Source organism: Polaromonas sp. P1_G4, assembly GCF_056405475.1.
This window is the reverse complement of sequence record NZ_JBFUCA010000067.1, coordinates 1-15,948: the sequence shown is the minus strand read 5'-3', so window position 1 is coordinate 15,948 and position 15,948 is coordinate 1. Positions and strand designations below refer to the sequence as shown.

The following is a 15,948-nucleotide window of genomic DNA, read 5'->3' as shown; positions in this document are numbered from 1 at the left end:
GTTTTCGCAGGGCTCTTGCATTGAATCCCCGCGATGCGGATGTTGCGCATAACTATGGATGGTTGATGTGCCAGCAAGGACGCTATAACGAGTCTTCTCGGTTCTTTGCTCAGGCCGTGGCGAACCCAACGTACGCAGGCAAGGCCAAAACGCTGATGGCGCAGGGGGTTTGTCAGGTTCGTGCTGGGCAGCATGCAGAAGCCGAGCAAAGCCTCCTGCAGTCTTATGAATTGGACGCAGGAAATCCTGTTACTGGTTACAACCTGGCTAGTCTTTTGAACGATCGTGGCGATCTGACTCGGGCACAGTTTTACATACGACGACTGAACAACAGTGATCTTGCAAATGCTGAAACCCTGTGGCTAGGCATCAAAATCGAGCGTAAATTAAACAACCGGGATACGGTACGGCAGCTCGGTGATCAGCTAAAAAAGCGTTTTGCGCAGTCCCGGGAGGCTGCTGCTTATGACAAAGGGGCGTTCAATGAGTGACGCTGACGTTGTTGCACCGGCTGGGGAGGCCACATCTGGAATGGCTGCGTCTGGCGTTGACCGGGGTACTGACTTCGAGCCCACGGCAGGCACACTGCTTCGTGAGGCAAGAGAGGCTGCAGGCATACATATCGCGGCCCTCGCCGTATCCTTGAAGGTTCCGGTAAAAAAACTCGAAGCGCTGGAGCTGGATCGCTTTGACTTGCTGCCGGATGCTGTTTTTGTTCGGGCCCTGGCTTCCAGCGTGTGCCGTAGCCTGAAACTGGATGCGGCCCCTGTGCTTGAACGCCTGCCTCAAACCAGCGCCCCCAAGCTGATATACCAAGGTGCTGGCATCAATGCACCGTTTCGCTCGCCAGGGGAAGGCCCCCGGCCTGCTGTGTGGACCCAGGTTTCGAAGCCTGCAGTGCTGGCCGGCCTGGCTTTGCTGCTTGGTGCTCTGGTATTGATTTTCCTGCCAGTCATCAAGCCGGATGTCACGAAGGGTCAGGGTGATAGTGAGATGCAAGCTGGCGGCGCCGAGGCCGCCAAACCGCTGCCCGCAGCTGTGGCGATGACGGGCGGAGGATTGGTAAACGACGTCAAGCCTGTTTTCCCCACAGAGCAGAGTCATGAGACTTTTTCAGGCGCCGGTGCTGCCACGGTTGCCGGCTCTCCCACCGGCCCTGCTGTGACGACAACTACCTCTCTACCTGGCCCAGCCGTTCAGCCTGCTCCGGTGCCAGTGCCAAGTGGTGTTGCTGCACCTGTATCGCCAGCGGCACCGGCGGGTATCGTGACTTTTCGCGCCAGGGGCGAATCCTGGGTGGAGGTGACGGATGCCAAGGGAACGGTTGTGCTGCGCCGTACCCTGACCGCCGGAGAAGTCGCGGGTGCGTCCGGGGCGTTACCGCTGGCCGCCGTAGTGGGTAAGGCAGATGTGACGCAAGTGCAGGTGCGCGGCCAGGCTTTTGATCTGAGCAGCGTGGCCAGGGATAATGTTGCCCGATTTGAGGTGAAATAATGTCGAAGGGTTGCCTTCCGATCGAGTCCGCTTTTCCCAAAGCGCGGCGCTCCCTCCAGTCACAGGTGTCATGGGGCGGCCGTATTTTGACTGTCGGCGGCGATGCGCCGGTGCGCGTCCAGTCCATGACCAATACCGACACGGTGGATGCCATTGGCACCGCGATTCAAGTCAAGGAACTGGCGTTGGCGGGTTCCGAGATGGTTCGCATCACCGTCAACACGCCGGAAGCGGCGCAGGCTGTTCCGCATGTGCGTGAGCAACTCGACCGGATGGGGATCGACGTTCCACTGATAGGGGACTTTCATTACAATGGCCATCGGTTGTTGACGGATTACCCCGCTTGCGCGGAGGCGTTGTCCAAATATCGCATCAATCCGGGAAATGTTGGCAAGGGCGACAAACGTGACCGGCAGTTTGGCCAGATGATAGAGGTTGCCATGCGCTGGAAAAAACCCGTGCGTATCGGTGTGAACTGGGGCAGCCTTGATCAGGAACTGCTGGCCAGCTTGATGGATGAGAACAGTGCGCGTGCAGTCCCTTGGGATGCCAGGCAAGTCATGTATGAAGCATTGATTACGTCCGCGATCGATTCCGCCCGGCGCGCTGAAGAAATGGGAATGCCTCGTAATCAGATCATCCTTTCCTGCAAGGTAAGCGGTGTTCAGGACCTGATTTCGGTTTATCGAGAATTGGCCCGGCGCACAGATCACGTGCTTCACCTAGGGCTGACGGAGGCCGGTATGGCTACCAAGGGCACGGTGGCTTCTGCCACGGCGTTATCGATCCTGCTGCAAGAAGGCATTGGCGATACCATTCGCGTTTCCTTAACGCCCCAACCGGGTGAGGCCCGCACCCAGGAAGTTGTTATTGCGTCAGAGATTCTCCAGGCGCTTGGTTTGCGGACCTTTGTGCCCAGTGTGACGGCATGCCCAGGTTGCGGGCGCACCACCAGTACGACCTTCCAGGAGCTGGCCAAGCAAATTGACGACTTTCTGCGTGCGCAGATGCCTGTCTGGCGCGAACAATATCCCGGCGTCGAAGGGCTCAAGGTTGCCGTCATGGGCTGTATCGTCAATGGACCGGGTGAAAGCAAACATGCCGATATCGGCATCAGCCTGCCCGGCTCCGGCGAGGCGCCTGCCGCGCCGGTGTTTATTGATGGTGAAAAAAGACTGACCCTACGTGGCGACAACATTGCGCAGGAGTTCCAGGTCATTGTTGAAAATTACATTGAAAAACGCTTTGGCACGCACACCGTCGCTGAAGCTGCGTAACGCCCATGGTTGAAAAAACAGCTGCCGGCCCGGTAGAAAAATCCGCCGTGGCCAAAATGGAAAAACTGACGGGCGTCAAGGGGATGAACGACATCCTGCCGCCGGAGTCGGCTCGTTGGGAGTGGTTCGAAGCCAAGGTGCGCGCATTGATGGCCCGCTATGCCTACGCCAATGTACGCACGCCGATCGTCGAGCCGACCGCGCTGTTTGTGCGTGGTCTTGGCGAGGTGACCGACATCGTCGAAAAGGAGATGTATTCCTTTGTCGACTCKATGAACGGCGATCGGCTCACGTTGCGCCCTGAGGCTACTGCCGGTATTGTGCGCGCGATGATCGAACACAACGCGCTGTACAACGGCCCGATACGGGTCTGGTCGGCGGTGCCGCTGTTTCGTCATGAGCGACCACAGAAGGGGCGTTATCGCCAATTTCACCAAATCGATGTTGAAGCGCTGGGCTTTGCCGGACCTGATGTGGATGCCGAGCAAATTCTCATGTGCCGAGCGCTGCTGCACGACCTGGGCATTCCGATGGAGCWTGTGCGGCTCGAACTGAACAGCCTGGGCCAGCCCAGCGAGCGAATGGCGCACCGTGCCGCGCTGATCAGGATTACTACAACCTCACGGTGTTCGAATGGGTCACCGACAAGCTTGGCTCACAGGGTACGGTTTGCGGTGGCGGCCGTTACGACGGCCTGTTCGAGCAGCTTGGCGGCAAGCCAACGCCTGCGGTAGGCTGGGGCATGGGTGTGGAACGAATGCTGCTTCTGCTTGAGGCGGTGGGCGTGTTGCCGCCGGTGAGTGGCCCCGACGCCTACGTGATCGTTCCGTCTGCCGAGATGATGCCAACTGTGATGGCAACCTGCGAAGCCTTGCGCGCTGCTGGCATCAACGTGCAGATGCACGCCGGAACAGGCGATGGCATGGGCAGCATGAAGTCCCAGTTCAAGAAAGCTGACGGTAGCGGTGCGCGCTACGCCCTGATTTTTGGCGAAACCGAGTTCGCTCAAGGCTGTGTTGCCGTCAAACACCTGCGGGGCGAAAAAGACCAAGCCTTGCAGGCCCAGGCACTCCAGCCCTTGGGGGATGTCATGGCCTGGGCTCACAGCCTGCGCGGCTGAGCCGCCACGGCCGGCCATTTGGAGTGCTGGCCGGGCCTCTACAATCACCCCAACTCAATCCGCACCATTTCCGGGGCAGAACAAAGACTTTTATGGCAAAACATCTCGATTTGGAAGAACAGGAACAGCTTGACGAGCTCAAGCACTTCTGGAAGCAGTACGGTGACATGATCACCTGGGCCCTGATTGTGGTGCTCGGGGCCTTTGCCGCGTGGAATGGATACCAGTACTGGCAGCGTAACCAGGCAGCCCAGGCTTCGGTCATGTATGACGAAGTCGAGCGCGCTGTGCAGTCCGGTGACGTGGCAAAAATTGACCGCTCACTGGCCGACATGAAGGATCGTTTTGGCCGGACAACGTACGCTCAACAGGCGGGACTGCTTGCCGCCAAGGCATATTACGACAAAGGCAATGTCGACGCATCGCGTGCTGCTCTGAATTGGGTCGCTGAAAAAGCCTCTGATGAGGGCTATCAGGCCATTGCCCGGTTGCGCCTGGCGGGGCTGCTGATTGAGAAGAAGTCTTATGACGAGGCCCTGCAGCAGGTTTCGGGCCCATTTCCGAAGGACTTCACGGCATTGGTCGCCGACCGGCGTGGCGATATTCTGGCAGCGCAGGGTAAGAAGTCAGAGGCGAAAAGTGAATACGAAAAGGCTTACAAGGGGCTTGACGAGCGCTCCGAGTACCGGCGTCTGGTTGAGGTCAAGCTCAACGCGCTGGGGGTTGATCCCGGCGCAGAGACAACCAAGGCCGATGCGCCATCAAATAAAGAGGTGAAGAAATGATTTATCAATCTTTTAGGCCTCTGGTCCAAGCGGTGCGTGCGCCGGCAGCTATTGTTTTGATAGCGATTCTGAGTGGGTGTTCCTTTTTCGGTGGCGGTCCTGCAAAACCGCAACCCGCAGAACTTCAGCCGGTCACTGGGTTGGTGTCTGCGCGCCAGATCTGGACCACCCGCGTGGGGCAGGTGAACTTCCCGCTTGAGATGGGGGTTTCGGGCAACACCGTGGCAGTGGCCAGTGGTGACGGCACCGTGGCTTTGCTGGATGCCCAAACTGGTCGCGATTTCTGGCGCCTTGCGCTGAATACACCCCTGGCCGCCGGTGCTGGAAACGACGGCAAGGTCGTTGCCGTGGTAACCAAGGCCAATGAAGTCATCGCGTTGCAGGATGGCAAGGAACTCTGGCGTCAAAAGCTGGGCGCCCAGGCATTTTCCGCTCCCTTCGTGGCTGGCTTGAGGGTATTTGTCCTGGCCGCAGACCGTTCGGTCACGGCCTTTGACGGGCTGACGGGTCGCAAGCTTTGGGCGCAGCAGCGGCCCAACGAGCCCCTGGTGCTTCGTCAGTCCGGCGTCATGCTGGCGGTGGGCGATACGTTGGTCGTAGGTTTGGCCGGCCGCCTCGTGGGCCTTAATCCGTCCAACGGTAGCATCCGTTGGGAGGCACCGATTGCCACGCCTCGCGGCGTCAATGACGTGGAACGGCTCGTCGACCTGGTAGGACGTGTCAGCCGGCAGGGCGATATCGTTTGCACGCGGGCATTCCAGGCAAGCGTTGGATGCGTCAACGCTGTGCGCGGCAACCTGCTGTGGGCCAAGCCGGCCAACGGTGTACAGGGCATTGATGGCGACGATCGCCTGCTGTTCGGCACGGAAGCTGATGGCACTGTGAACGCCTGGCGCCGCACCGATGGTGAGCGTGCGTGGTCCACCGACCGCCTGCGCTACCGCAGCCTCACGGCGCCGGTGGTCGTCGGGCGCTCTATCGCCATGGGCGATTTTTCCGGCTACATCCACCTGCTTTCCCGCGAAGACGGCTCACTGCTCAATCGCCTGCCTACCGATGGCTCAGCCATTGCGGCAACGCCCGTGCTTGCTGGCAATACGCTGATCGCCGTGACGCAAAACGGTGGTGTTTACGGCTTCCAGCCTCAATAAGGGCCTACGGTCCTGCCAGAAACTGATTGATGAAACCTGTCATAGCGCTAGTCGGCCGTCCGAATGTGGGCAAGTCGACGCTTTTCAACCGGCTGACCAAGACGCGGGATGCGATCGTGGCCGACTTTGCCGGCCTGACGCGGGATCGTCATTACGGTAACGGGAAGCTGGGACCCCACGAATACATCGTGATCGACACCGGCGGATTTGAACCCGATGCGGCGTCCGGTATTTACAAGGAAATGGCCAAGCAGACCCGGCAGGCGGTCGCGGAAGCCGATGTGGTCATCTTTGTCGTTGACGCCCGCGCCGGCATCAGTGCGCAGGACCACGATATTGCCAAATACCTGCGAAAGCTGGGCAAACCCACCATCCTGACTGCTAACAAGGCCGAGGGCATGACTGAAGGCGTGCAGCTGTCCGAGTTCTTTGAATTGGGCATGGGCGAGATGCTGGCKGTTTCCGCCTCACACGGCCAGGGCATGCGCACGCTGGTTGACATGGCCTTGGCGCCGCTCAATTTGCCGGATCCGGACGAAGAGGCTGAGCCTCAAGATCCTTCTGTGATTCGTCTGGCCGTGGCAGGACGCCCCAACGTGGGGAAGTCCACATTGATCAACACCTGGCTGGGTGAAGAACGCCTGGTGGCCTTTGATTTGCCCGGGACAACCCGCGACGCCATTTCTGTGCCTTTTGAGCGTGCCGGGCAGAAGTTTGAGCTGATTGACACGGCAGGTCTGCGCCGCAAAGGCAAGGTTTTTGAGGCCATCGAGAAGTTTTCCGTGGTCAAGACCCTGCAGGCCATCGAAAACGCCAACGTAGTGCTGCTGCTGCTCGATGCCACCCAAGGCGTGACCGACCAGGACGCCCACATTGCCGGCTACATCCTCGAAAGCGGCCGTTCGGTGGTGCTGGCCATCAACAAGTCGGACGCTGTGGACTCCTACCAGCGCGAGCTTCTCGAGCGCTCCATCGAGACCCGGCTGGGCTTCCTCAAATTCGCCGCCATCCACCCGATCTCGGCCATCAAGCGCCAGGGACTGGGCCCTGTCTGGAAGTCGATTGTTCAGGCCCATGCATCGGCCAATCGCAAGATGTCCACACCCGTGCTCACCCGGCTGCTGCTGGAAGCCGTGCAGTTCCAGCAACCCCAGCGCTCGGGTGTTTTTCGCCCCAAGCTGCGCTATGCCCACCAGGGCGGCATGAACCCACCCATCATCATCATCCACGGTAATTCGCTCGAACACGTCACCGAGTCGTACAAACGCTATCTGGAAGGGCGTTTCCGCAAGGAATTTGACCTGGTCGGCACGCCCTTGCGCATCCAGATGAAGAGCTCCCACAACCCCTTTAAAGACAAGGAAACGGCCTAGGACTACATGACCCGGGCCACGCCCTGTGGTAAGGTCAAGTTCTATTAACTTTTGAACACGGAAAATATCGTGAGCAATAACAAAGGCCAGCTCTTGCAGGACCCATTTCTCAACACCTTGCGTCGCGAGCATGTTCCTGTTTCCATTTATCTCGTCAACGGGATCAAATTGCAGGGTCAGATCGAATCCTTCGATCAATATGTGGTTCTGCTTCGCAACACTGTGACCCAAATGGTCTACAAACATGCGATTTCCACCATCGTTCCAGGTCGCGCCGTAAATTTCGCGACCAACGAGTCTGAAGAAAGCCCCGCCAGCTGAGTTCGTACGATGCTCCGGTGAGCCCGAAACCCCTGGTCCTTCTTGTAGGGGTCGATCTGGGGTTGCCAAACTTTGATGCTGATCTGCAGGAACTGGGTTTGCTCGCGCAAACAGCAGGCCTGCAGCCGGTTGCGCGCGTCACCTGCAGACGCAAGGCGCCCGACGCCGCGCTCTTCATCGGCAGCGGAAAAGCTGACGAAATCAAGCTGATGGCGCTGGATACCGGCGCCACGGAAATTCTGTTCGACCAGTCCCTAAGCCCGGCGCAGCAGCGCAACCTGGAGCGGCACCTGGACATGCCGGTCAACGACCGGACCCTGCTGATTCTTGAAATCTTTGCCCAGCGCGCGCGTAGTCACGAAGGCAAGCTGCAGGTTGAGCTGGCCCGGCTGCAATACATGTCTACACGCCTGGTGCGGCGCTGGTCCCACCTGGAGCGGCAAACCGGCGGCGCCGGTGTGCGCGGCGGCCCGGGTGAGAAGCAGATCGAGCTCGACAAACGCATGATCGGTGACGCGATCAAGCGCACCAAAGAACGCTTGCTCAAGGTCAAGAAGCAGCGGCAAACGCAGCGAAAGCAGCGCGAGCGCCGCAATTCCTTCACGATTTCCCTGGTGGGTTACACCAACGCGGGAAAATCCACGCTCTTCAATGCACTGGTCAAAGCGCGTGCTTATGCGGCCGACCAGTTGTTCGCAACGCTCGATACCACCACGAGGCAGCTTTATTTGGGTGACGCCGCGCGTTCCGTGTCGTTGTCGGACACGGTGGGCTTCATCCGCGACCTGCCGCACGGCCTGATTGATGCCTTTGCTGCAACGCTGCAGGAAGCAGCGGATGCCGACTTGCTGCTGCACGTGGTGGACGGCGCCAATCCCGACTACCTCGAGCAGATCGAGCAGGTCCAGCGTGTGCTTTCGGAGATTGGCGCGGCCGATGTGCCGCAAATACTGGTGTTCAACAAGCTGGACGCTATTGAAAAGGACAGCTTGCCCCTGCACCTGCAAGACATGTTCGAACTGAGGGACGCGTTTGAGGGCTCAAGCCGCAGCGTTGAACGGGTGTTCGTGAGTGCGCAGACAGGTGAAGGCCTGCCGCTTTTGCGGGCGCTGCTGGCTGGCTATGCGGTCAACCCGCCCGCCGACGAAATCCCCCAAACTGCCGAGGACCTTGCCTGATATGGCGGTTTCATTAGGCACAATGTCGGTGTAACGAAAAAAAGTGAGTTTGATCCCATGAATCTGAACCCCGTGCTGCAGACCTTGACGAGCTTGCCAGGCCGGCTCAAGCAACGCGCCCAAGGCATGTTCAACCTCAATGATCCGCGCTGGGGTCGGGATGACGACAAACCGTCTTCTGACGATGCCAAGCCCGAAGCTCCGCGGGAGGACAAGCAACCGACCCGGCCCGCCAACCGTCCGCAGGGGCAGGGGCCCAACCAGGGCCCACCCGACCTGGATGAACTCTGGCGCGACTTCAACCGCAAGCTGGGTGGCCTTTTTGGCGGTGGCAAGAACAACCCCAACCGTGGTGGATTTGGCCGCGGCAATGGCGGTGGGAACAACGGCGGCAGTGGCGGCGGCTTTCAGCCCGACATGAAGAGTGCCGGCATTGGTGTCGGACTGATTGCCAGTGTCGCAGTGCTGATCTGGCTGGGCACCGGGTTTTTCATTGTCCAGGAAGGCCAGCAGGCCGTCATCACCCAGTTTGGCAAATACCACTCGACCGTGGGCGCGGGCTTCAACTGGCGGCTTCCGTATCCTGTGCAGCGCCACGAAATCGTTGTGGTCACGCAGATCCGTTCAGTGGATGTCGGCCGTGACGTCATCATCAAGGCGACAGGCCTGCGCGACTCGGCCATGCTGACTGAAGACGAAAACATCGTTGAAATCAAGTTTGCCGTGCAGTACCGCCTGAACGATGCGCGCGCCTATCTGTTTGAAAGCAAGGACCCTGCAGCGGCGGTGGTTCAGGCTGCCGAAACAGCCGTCCGTGAAGTGGTCGGGAAAATGAAGATGGACCTGGCCCTGGCGGAAGAGCGTGACCAGATCGGGCCACGCGTGCGCGCCCTGATGCAGACCATCCTCGATCGTTACAAGGTCGGCGTTGAAGTTGTCGGCATCAACCTTCAGCAGAGCGGTGTGCGCCCCCCCGAGCAGGTGCAGGCAGCGTTTGACGATGTGCTCAAGGCCGGCCAGGAGCGCGAACGCGCCAAGAACGAAGCCCAGGCATACGCCAACAATGTGATCCCGCGTGCCGTGGGTTCCGCGTCCCGCCTCAAGGAAGAGTCTGAAGCCTACAAAGCCAAAATCGTGGCCCAGGCACAGGGTGATGCCCAGCGCTTTCGTTCGGTGCTGACCGAATACCAGAAGGCGCCCCAGGTGACCCGTGACCGTATGTACACCGACGCCATGCAGCAGGTTTATTCCAGTGTGACCAAGGTGATGGTCGAGTCCCGTCAGGGCTCCAACCTGCTGTACCTGCCGCTGGACAAAATCATGCAGATGACGACGCAGGGTGATGCTGGCAGTACCGCAGAGCCCGCGCTGGTTCCCGGCGCAGCGTCTTCGCCAACGGTGCCTGCCGCGCCTGTTTCCAGCTTGCCCCTTGATGCCCGATCCCGCGATGCTTCCCGCACGCGCGATCGTGAAACACGCTAAGGAAGACGATCGTGAATAGAGTTGGATTTATCATTTCTTCGTTGCTGGTGATCCTGGCATTGCTCAGCTCCACGCTTTTTGTGGTGGACCAGCGGCAGTTCGGCGTGGTTTATGCGTTGGGGCAGATCAAGGATGTGGTCACTGAACCGGGCCTGCATTTCAAGATGCCACCGCCGTTCCAGAACGTCTCTTACATCGACAAGCGCCTGCTGGTGCTCGACAGCGTCGACGCCGAGCCCATGCTGACGGCAGAAAAGCAGCGTGTCGTGATCGACTGGTACGTGCGCTGGCGCATCATCCAGCCCACCGACTACATCCGCAACGTCGGCCTGGACGAAAAAACCGGCGCCAACCAGCTCAACCGCGTGGTGCGCAATGCCTTCCAGGAAGAGATCAACAAACGCACCGTCAAGGACCTGCTTTCGCTCAAGCGCGAAGCCCTGATGGCCGACGTCAAGCGGGAAGTGCTTCAAGCCGTGCAGGGTGCGCAGCCCTGGGGCGTTGACGTGGTCGACGTGCGTATCACGCGCGTGGACTATGTGGAAGCCATCACCGATTCCGTCTACAAGCGCATGGTTGCGGAGCGCCAACGCGTGGCCAATGAACTGCGTTCTACCGGTTTGGCAGAAGGCGAAAAAATCCGTGCCGACGCCGACCGCCAGCGAGAAGTCACCATCGCCAACGCCTACCGCGATGCGCAAAAGGTCAAAGGCGAGGGCGATGCCGAAGCCGCTCGCACCTATGCCGAATCGTTCGGCCGCGACCCGCAGTTCGCCCAGTTCTATCGCAGCCTCGATGCCTACAAAGCCAGCTTCAACAAGAAGAGCGACGTGATGGTTCTTGACCCTTCGTCCGACTTTTTCAAGGCGATGCGCGGCCCAGGCTCCGGTAACGCCGCACCCGCCAAAAAATAAGCCGGCGTGGACGGCAACACCTTCTGGATGGCGCTGGCCCTGATGCTGGTCATCGAGGGCCTGTTGCCTTTCATCTCTCCCGGCGGCTGGCGCCGCATGTTCGAGCAGATTCTCACTCTGGGTAACGGCCAGATCCGCTTCTTCGGCTTGTGCAGTATTGCGGCGGGCCTGATCCTGCTGGCTGTGCTGGCCTGATTTCGCCTCCCTCGGCAAGCCGCTCACTGCCACGTATTTCCGCCAGAGTGCGTCATTGGGCCTTCAGCGGGCCGAAAACCCGCTTCAAGCCCGGTAAAATGCTGTTTTTAACAGCCCACGAAAATCACAATGCCCGCCTGGTCGTCATCATGGCAATTGCCCGATCAAATTGCCGATGTCCTGCCTTCCGAGGCGCGCCACATCGAAGAGCTGCGCCGTCTGTTCCTCGACACCGCCCGCAGCTATGGCTATGAACTTGTCATGCCTCCGCTGCTGGAGCACCTCGAGTCGCTCCTGACCGGCACTGGCGAGGCCCTTGATCTGCAGACTTTCAAGCTGGTGGACCAACTCTCCGGCCGAACGCTGGGCCTGCGTGCCGACACCACGCCCCAGGTAGCCCGCATTGATGCGCATTTGCTCAACCGCAGCGGTGTTGCCCGCCTGTGCTATTGCGGCCCGGTGCTGCATACCCGTGCCGACCGGCCTCATGCCACCCGTGAACCGCTGCAGTTTGGCGCGGAAATCTATGGCCATGCCGGCCTGGAGGCAGATCTGGAAGCCCAGCAGCTGGCGCTGGAAGGCCTCAAGGCGGCCGGCGTCACTGAACTGAGCGTGGACATGGCGGATGTCCGCATCGTCAACAGCTTGCTGGCTGGCGCCACCGTCAACGGCAAAACCCTGGCGCTCATCCATGCCGCGCTGGCGGCCAAGGACGCGAGCGAGCTCGGCAGCCTGATCGCCAGCCTCAAGGACGGCATTTCGGCTGCGGCGCGAGACGGCCTCAAGGCGTTGTTGCAGCTTTATGGTGACGAGAAAGTGCTGGCCGAAGCGGAAAAAATCCTGCCGCCCTCAACGGGCCTGAAAGCAGCGCTGCAAAACCTGAAATGGCTGGCCGCACACACCAGGGGTGAAAAAGGCGACGTCAAGGTCAGTTTTGACCTGGCCGACCTGCGCGGCTACGCTTATTACAGCGGCACCCGCTTTGCCATTTACGGGCAGGGCGCCGAACTGGTGCGCGGCGGCCGCTATGACGAAGTCGGTGCCGTGTTCGGCCGCAACCGGCCTGCAGCGGGCTTCAGCCTTGACCTCAAAGAGCTGGTCAGTGTGCTGCCTCCTCGGGCCCTCAAGGCAGCCATCCGTGCGCCCTGGGGCGAAGATATCGGCCTGCGTGCCGCCATCGCCCGCCTGCGCGCGGGCGGCGAAACCGTGGCCTGCGTGTTGCCCGGCCACGAACATGAAGTCAATGAGTTTGATTGCGACCGCGAACTGGCAAACGCTGCCGGTCAATGGGTGGTCCAGCCCCTTAAAAAAGCCGCTTGAGGGCCTGCGCCCGGCTTTATCCCGAAACCTTAACGAGAATTGAAGATGACAAACAAACAAACCGCAGCCGCGGGCCGTAATGTCGTGGTCGTGGGCACCCAGTGGGGCGACGAAGGCAAGGGCAAGCTGGTCGACTGGCTGACCGAGATGTCGCAAGGCGTGGTGCGCTTCCAGGGCGGCCACAATGCCGGCCACACGCTGGTCATCAATGGTGTGAAAACGGCGCTGCACCTGATTCCCAGCGGCATCATGCGCCCCGGCGTGAAGTGCTATATCGGCAACGGCGTGGTGTTGTCGGCCGCCAAATTGTTCGAAGAAATTGAGGGGCTGGAAAAAGCCGGCGTTGAGGTGCGTTCCCGCCTGCGCGTCAGCGAAGCCTGYCCGCTGATCCTGCCTTTTCACGTCGCGCTGGATGTCGCGCGCGAGGCTTACCGCGAGAAGGGTGGCACGACCAAGATCGGTACCACCGGCCRCGGCATCGGCCCCGCGTATGAAGACAAGATTGCCCGCCGCGCGCTGCGCGTGCAGGACCTGAAATATCCCGATCGCTTTGCCGCCAAGCTGCGTGAATTGCTCGACCTGCACAATTTCGTGCTCACCGGCTACCTGCATGCGCCGGCAGTCGACTTCGATACCGTCTACGCAGAAGCCATGCGCCACGCCGAGTTGCTCAAACCCATGATGGCCGACGTCTCGCGCGAGCTCAACGATGCCAACGAGGCCGGTGCCAACCTGCTGTTTGAAGGCGCGCAAGGCACCTTGCTCGATGTCGATCACGGCACCTATCCCTATGTGACCTCCAGCAACTGTGTGGCCGGCAATGCCGCTGCGGGCGCGGGCGTGGGCCCGGGCATGCTGCATTACATCCTCGGCATCACCAAGGCTTACTGCACCCGCGTGGGCGGCGGGCCTTTTCCGACCGAACTCGACTGGGAAAAGCCCGGCACGGTGGGCTACCACCTCAGTACCGTGGGCGCCGAAAAAGGCGTGACCACGGGACGTAGCCGTCGCTGCGGCTGGTTTGACGCTGCGCTGCTCAAGCGCTCGGCCCAGGTCAACGGCCTCTCGGGCCTGTGCATCACCAAGCTCGACGTGCTGGACGGCATCGACGAGCTCAAGCTGTGCACCGGCTACGAGCTTGACGGCCATATCACCGACATCCTGCCGATGGGCGCTGAAGAGATCGAGCGCTGCAAGCCGATTTATGAGACCTTGCCGGGCTGGAGCCAGAGCACCGTGGGCGTCACGCAATACGACAAGCTGCCGGCTGCCGCGCAGAAATACCTGCACCGGATCGAGGAAGTCACCGGTGTGCCGATCCACATGATTTCGACCAGCCCGGACCGTGACCACACCATCCTGCTGCGCAATCCGTACGCCGCCTAGCCAGAAAACCTCAGCAAAAAATGCACCCAACCCAATAGGGACGGGCGCAAGCAGCTATCAAATCAGGAGCATTTCATGTTGACAGAAGACGGCAAGCATCTCTATGTGAGCTACGACGAGTACCATAACCTGATTGAAAAACTGGCCATCAAGATCCACCAGTCCGGCTGGCAGTTCGACACCATCCTGTGTCTGGCTCGCGGTGGCATGCGTCCCGGCGACATCCTTTCTCGCATTTTCGACAAGCCGCTGGCCATCATGTCCACCAGCTCCTACCGCGCCGACGCCGGCATGACGCAGGGCAACCTCGACATCGCCCGCTTCATCACCACGCCCAAGGGCGAAATCGCGGGCAAGGTGCTGCTGGTCGATGACCTGGCCGATTCCGGCCACACGCTCAACGCCGTGATCCACCAGCTCAAGAACAACTACAAACCCATCACCGAGCTGCGCAGCGCTGTGATCTGGACCAAGGGCGTGTCTACTTTTCAGCCTGATTATTCGGTTGAGTTGCTGCCCACCAATCCATGGATCCACCAGCCTTTTGAAGGCTACGACTCGCTGTCACCCGCGCAGTTGATGGCGAAGTGGAAGATCTAGAGGCGTCGGATATCTCCGTTTGACGCCCATCAGCGCCGCATGACGCAAAGTCCGCCGGTCTTGCCGTCCACTGACGGGCCGCAAAACTGGAGGTCACTTCAAACCGAAGCATCTGCTGGTTTGGCTGCTTGGATACTCCTCATTTTGGCGGTTCCGTTGATGATTTGCAGCGGCGGTTTCATCGCGTTTTTGGGTCGCCGGGCACCAGAGCCGTGGTTGTCATGGCTTCTCCTTTGCACCGGTACATTCATGATGGTTGGCACCGTATGGTGGATGCTATGGACTTCCCAGCATGGCAGTTTCAATTTTGACGTCAATCAAAAGACAAAGCGTATTCGCGATTGGAAAACATCTCTCTKTCTCGGGAGAAGCTTCGACGAATACGATTTCGATGAATTCCGTGCGGTTCGGTCGGTGCAAAGATTCGGGGACGACGATATATATTGGGTGGTGGTTGAGCTACTTTTCAAAACGACGAGACCAGCGCTTGAAGTAGGACGCTTTGGTGCGGTGGCCCGTGGCGAATCCCGCTGGCAGAGATGTGCCAACACATTTCGCGGGTTACGCACCGAAGGCCCGGAGAGTGCGGCCTTGCGCCACGAGTTGGTGAAGTTGATGGGCATCGCGGACGCGGGCTATTTCGACAAGGAGCGATAAGGTCCTTGCCGATGCTGCCCGGAGGGTTGTTTTCTGCTTGCCAATTCCATGTCCCCTGGATGGCCGAATTACCCCGAACGAGGGTTGAGCAGCGCTGGAAAACTGCCGTAATATCGCTGCATGAGCGATTCTCCATCCGACATTTCCACCACCCTGATCCACCACCCCTACAAGCCCCCCGCCGGGTTTGACGCCATACCGCCCGGGGTCTACAAGGCCTCCACCATTGCCTTTCCGACAGTCGCCGCGCTGCGCAGCCGCGACTGGAAGCACAAGACCGGCTACACCTACGGCCTGCACGGAACCCCCACCACCTTCACGCTGGAAGAGCGCATCGCCACCCTGGAAGGGGGCAAATACTGCACGCTGGTGCCCAGTGGCCTGGCGGCAGTGGTGCTGGTTGGCATGGCGCTGCTTAAGGCCGGCGACGAACTGCTGATTCCCGACAATGCCTACGGGCCGAACAAGAGCTTCGCGCAGGGCGAGCTGGCCGCCTGGGGCATCACCCACCGCTTTTACGACGCGATGAACCCGGCCGACCTGGCCGCCAAGCTGGGCCCCAAAACCCGGCTGGTGTGGATCGAAGCGCCGGGCTCCATCACGCTGGAGTTTCCCGACATGCCGGCGCTGGTCGCCACCATCAAGGCGCACCAGAATGCCCACCCCGCCGGCATCGTGACCGCGCTCGACAACAC

16 protein-coding genes and 1 pseudogene are annotated in these 15,948 nt (G+C 60.1%); all 17 read left to right on the top strand.

The genetic code is table 11. From position 1 onward, the window contains the following. Nucleotides 1-491: tetratricopeptide repeat protein (locus AC1D1X_RS05565; RefSeq protein ID WP_477697946.1), on the top strand; the 491-nt coding region annotated here is incomplete at its 5' end. A 40-nt stretch (nt 492-531) separates the two neighbouring features. Then, nucleotides 532-1,494, top strand: coding sequence for a RodZ domain-containing protein (locus AC1D1X_RS05560; RefSeq protein ID WP_477697947.1), 963 nt, complete (start codon nt 532-534; stop codon nt 1,492-1,494). Further along, complete coding sequence (gene ispG, locus AC1D1X_RS05555) at nt 1,494-2,771, top strand: flavodoxin-dependent (E)-4-hydroxy-3-methylbut-2-enyl-diphosphate synthase (protein ID WP_477669355.1); 1,278 nt, start codon at nt 1,494-1,496, stop codon at nt 2,769-2,771. The genes AC1D1X_RS05560 and ispG overlap by 1 nt, the downstream gene beginning before the upstream one ends. Before the next feature lie 5 nt (nt 2,772-2,776). Beyond that, nucleotides 2,777-3,891: pseudogene (locus AC1D1X_RS05550) on the top strand (histidine--tRNA ligase). A gap of 92 nt (nt 3,892-3,983) precedes the next feature. Then, entirely contained in the window at nt 3,984-4,676 is a 693-nt protein-coding gene (locus tag AC1D1X_RS05545) for a YfgM family protein (RefSeq protein WP_477669357.1), read from the top strand. Next, complete coding sequence (gene bamB, locus AC1D1X_RS05540; protein WP_477669358.1) at nt 4,673-5,827, top strand: outer membrane protein assembly factor BamB; 1,155 nt, start codon at nt 4,673-4,675, stop codon at nt 5,825-5,827. Before AC1D1X_RS05545 ends, bamB begins: the two co-directional genes overlap by 4 nt. Before the next feature lie 29 nt (nt 5,828-5,856). Beyond that, a complete protein-coding gene (der, locus tag AC1D1X_RS05535) occupies nt 5,857-7,200 on the top strand; it encodes a ribosome biogenesis GTPase Der (protein WP_477669359.1) in 1,344 nt (447 codons plus the stop codon). A 51-nt stretch (nt 7,201-7,251) separates the two neighbouring features. Next, nucleotides 7,252-7,521, top strand: a complete 270-nt coding sequence (gene hfq, locus AC1D1X_RS05530; protein ID WP_411883131.1) for an RNA chaperone Hfq — start codon at nt 7,252-7,254, stop codon at nt 7,519-7,521. Nucleotides 7,522-7,538: 17 nt separating this feature from the next. Beyond that, complete coding sequence (gene hflX / locus AC1D1X_RS05525) at nt 7,539-8,699, top strand: GTPase HflX (RefSeq protein ID WP_457306705.1); 1,161 nt, start codon at nt 7,539-7,541, stop codon at nt 8,697-8,699. A gap of 57 nt (nt 8,700-8,756) precedes the next feature. Further along, entirely contained in the window at nt 8,757-10,181 is a 1,425-nt protein-coding gene (gene hflK, locus AC1D1X_RS05520; protein WP_477669360.1) for an FtsH protease activity modulator HflK, read from the top strand. A gap of 11 nt (nt 10,182-10,192) precedes the next feature. After that, nucleotides 10,193-11,095 (top strand): protease modulator HflC, encoded by a 903-nt coding sequence (gene hflC, locus AC1D1X_RS05515; protein WP_457280677.1) that lies wholly within the window; start codon nt 10,193-10,195, stop codon nt 11,093-11,095. 6 nt (nt 11,096-11,101) lie between these two features. Next, nucleotides 11,102-11,290, top strand: coding sequence for a DUF2065 domain-containing protein (locus tag AC1D1X_RS05510; RefSeq protein WP_457280678.1), 189 nt, complete (start codon nt 11,102-11,104; stop codon nt 11,288-11,290). Between the two features lie 129 nt (nt 11,291-11,419). Next, the gene (locus AC1D1X_RS05505) at nt 11,420-12,610 is read left to right on the top strand and encodes an ATP phosphoribosyltransferase regulatory subunit (RefSeq protein WP_477669361.1); all 1,191 of its coding nucleotides are present in this window, start codon (nt 11,420-11,422) and stop codon (nt 12,608-12,610) included. Nucleotides 12,611-12,655: 45 nt separating this feature from the next. Then, entirely contained in the window at nt 12,656-13,996 is a 1,341-nt protein-coding gene (locus AC1D1X_RS05500; RefSeq protein WP_477697945.1) for an adenylosuccinate synthase, read from the top strand. 75 nt (nt 13,997-14,071) lie between these two features. After that, nucleotides 14,072-14,596, top strand: a complete 525-nt coding sequence (locus AC1D1X_RS05495) for a phosphoribosyltransferase (RefSeq protein WP_411877599.1) — start codon at nt 14,072-14,074, stop codon at nt 14,594-14,596. Nucleotides 14,597-14,635: 39 nt separating this feature from the next. After that, nucleotides 14,636-15,253 carry a hypothetical protein gene (locus AC1D1X_RS05490; protein WP_477697944.1) on the top strand — a complete coding sequence of 206 codons (618 nt, stop codon included), beginning with the start codon at nt 14,636-14,638 and terminating at the stop codon, nt 15,251-15,253. A gap of 120 nt (nt 15,254-15,373) precedes the next feature. After that, nucleotides 15,374-15,948: PLP-dependent transferase (locus AC1D1X_RS05485; RefSeq protein WP_477697943.1), on the top strand; the 575-nt coding region annotated here is incomplete at its 3' end.

Coding starts and splice junctions, on each gene's coding strand:
- AC1D1X_RS05560 (WP_477697947.1), top strand. CDS start 532: ATGGCTGCGTCTGGCGTTGACCGGGGTACTGACTTCGAGCCCACGGCA.
- ispG (WP_477669355.1), top strand. CDS start 1,494: ATGTCGAAGGGTTGCCTTCCGATCGAGTCCGCTTTTCCCAAAGCGCGG.
- AC1D1X_RS05545 (WP_477669357.1), top strand. CDS start 3,984: ATGGCAAAACATCTCGATTTGGAAGAACAGGAACAGCTTGACGAGCTC.
- bamB (WP_477669358.1), top strand. CDS start 4,673: ATGATTTATCAATCTTTTAGGCCTCTGGTCCAAGCGGTGCGTGCGCCG.
- hflK (WP_477669360.1), top strand. CDS start 8,757: ATGAATCTGAACCCCGTGCTGCAGACCTTGACGAGCTTGCCAGGCCGG.
- AC1D1X_RS05505 (WP_477669361.1), top strand. CDS start 11,420: ATGCCCGCCTGGTCGTCATCATGGCAATTGCCCGATCAAATTGCCGAT.
- AC1D1X_RS05495 (WP_411877599.1), top strand. CDS start 14,072: ATGTTGACAGAAGACGGCAAGCATCTCTATGTGAGCTACGACGAGTAC.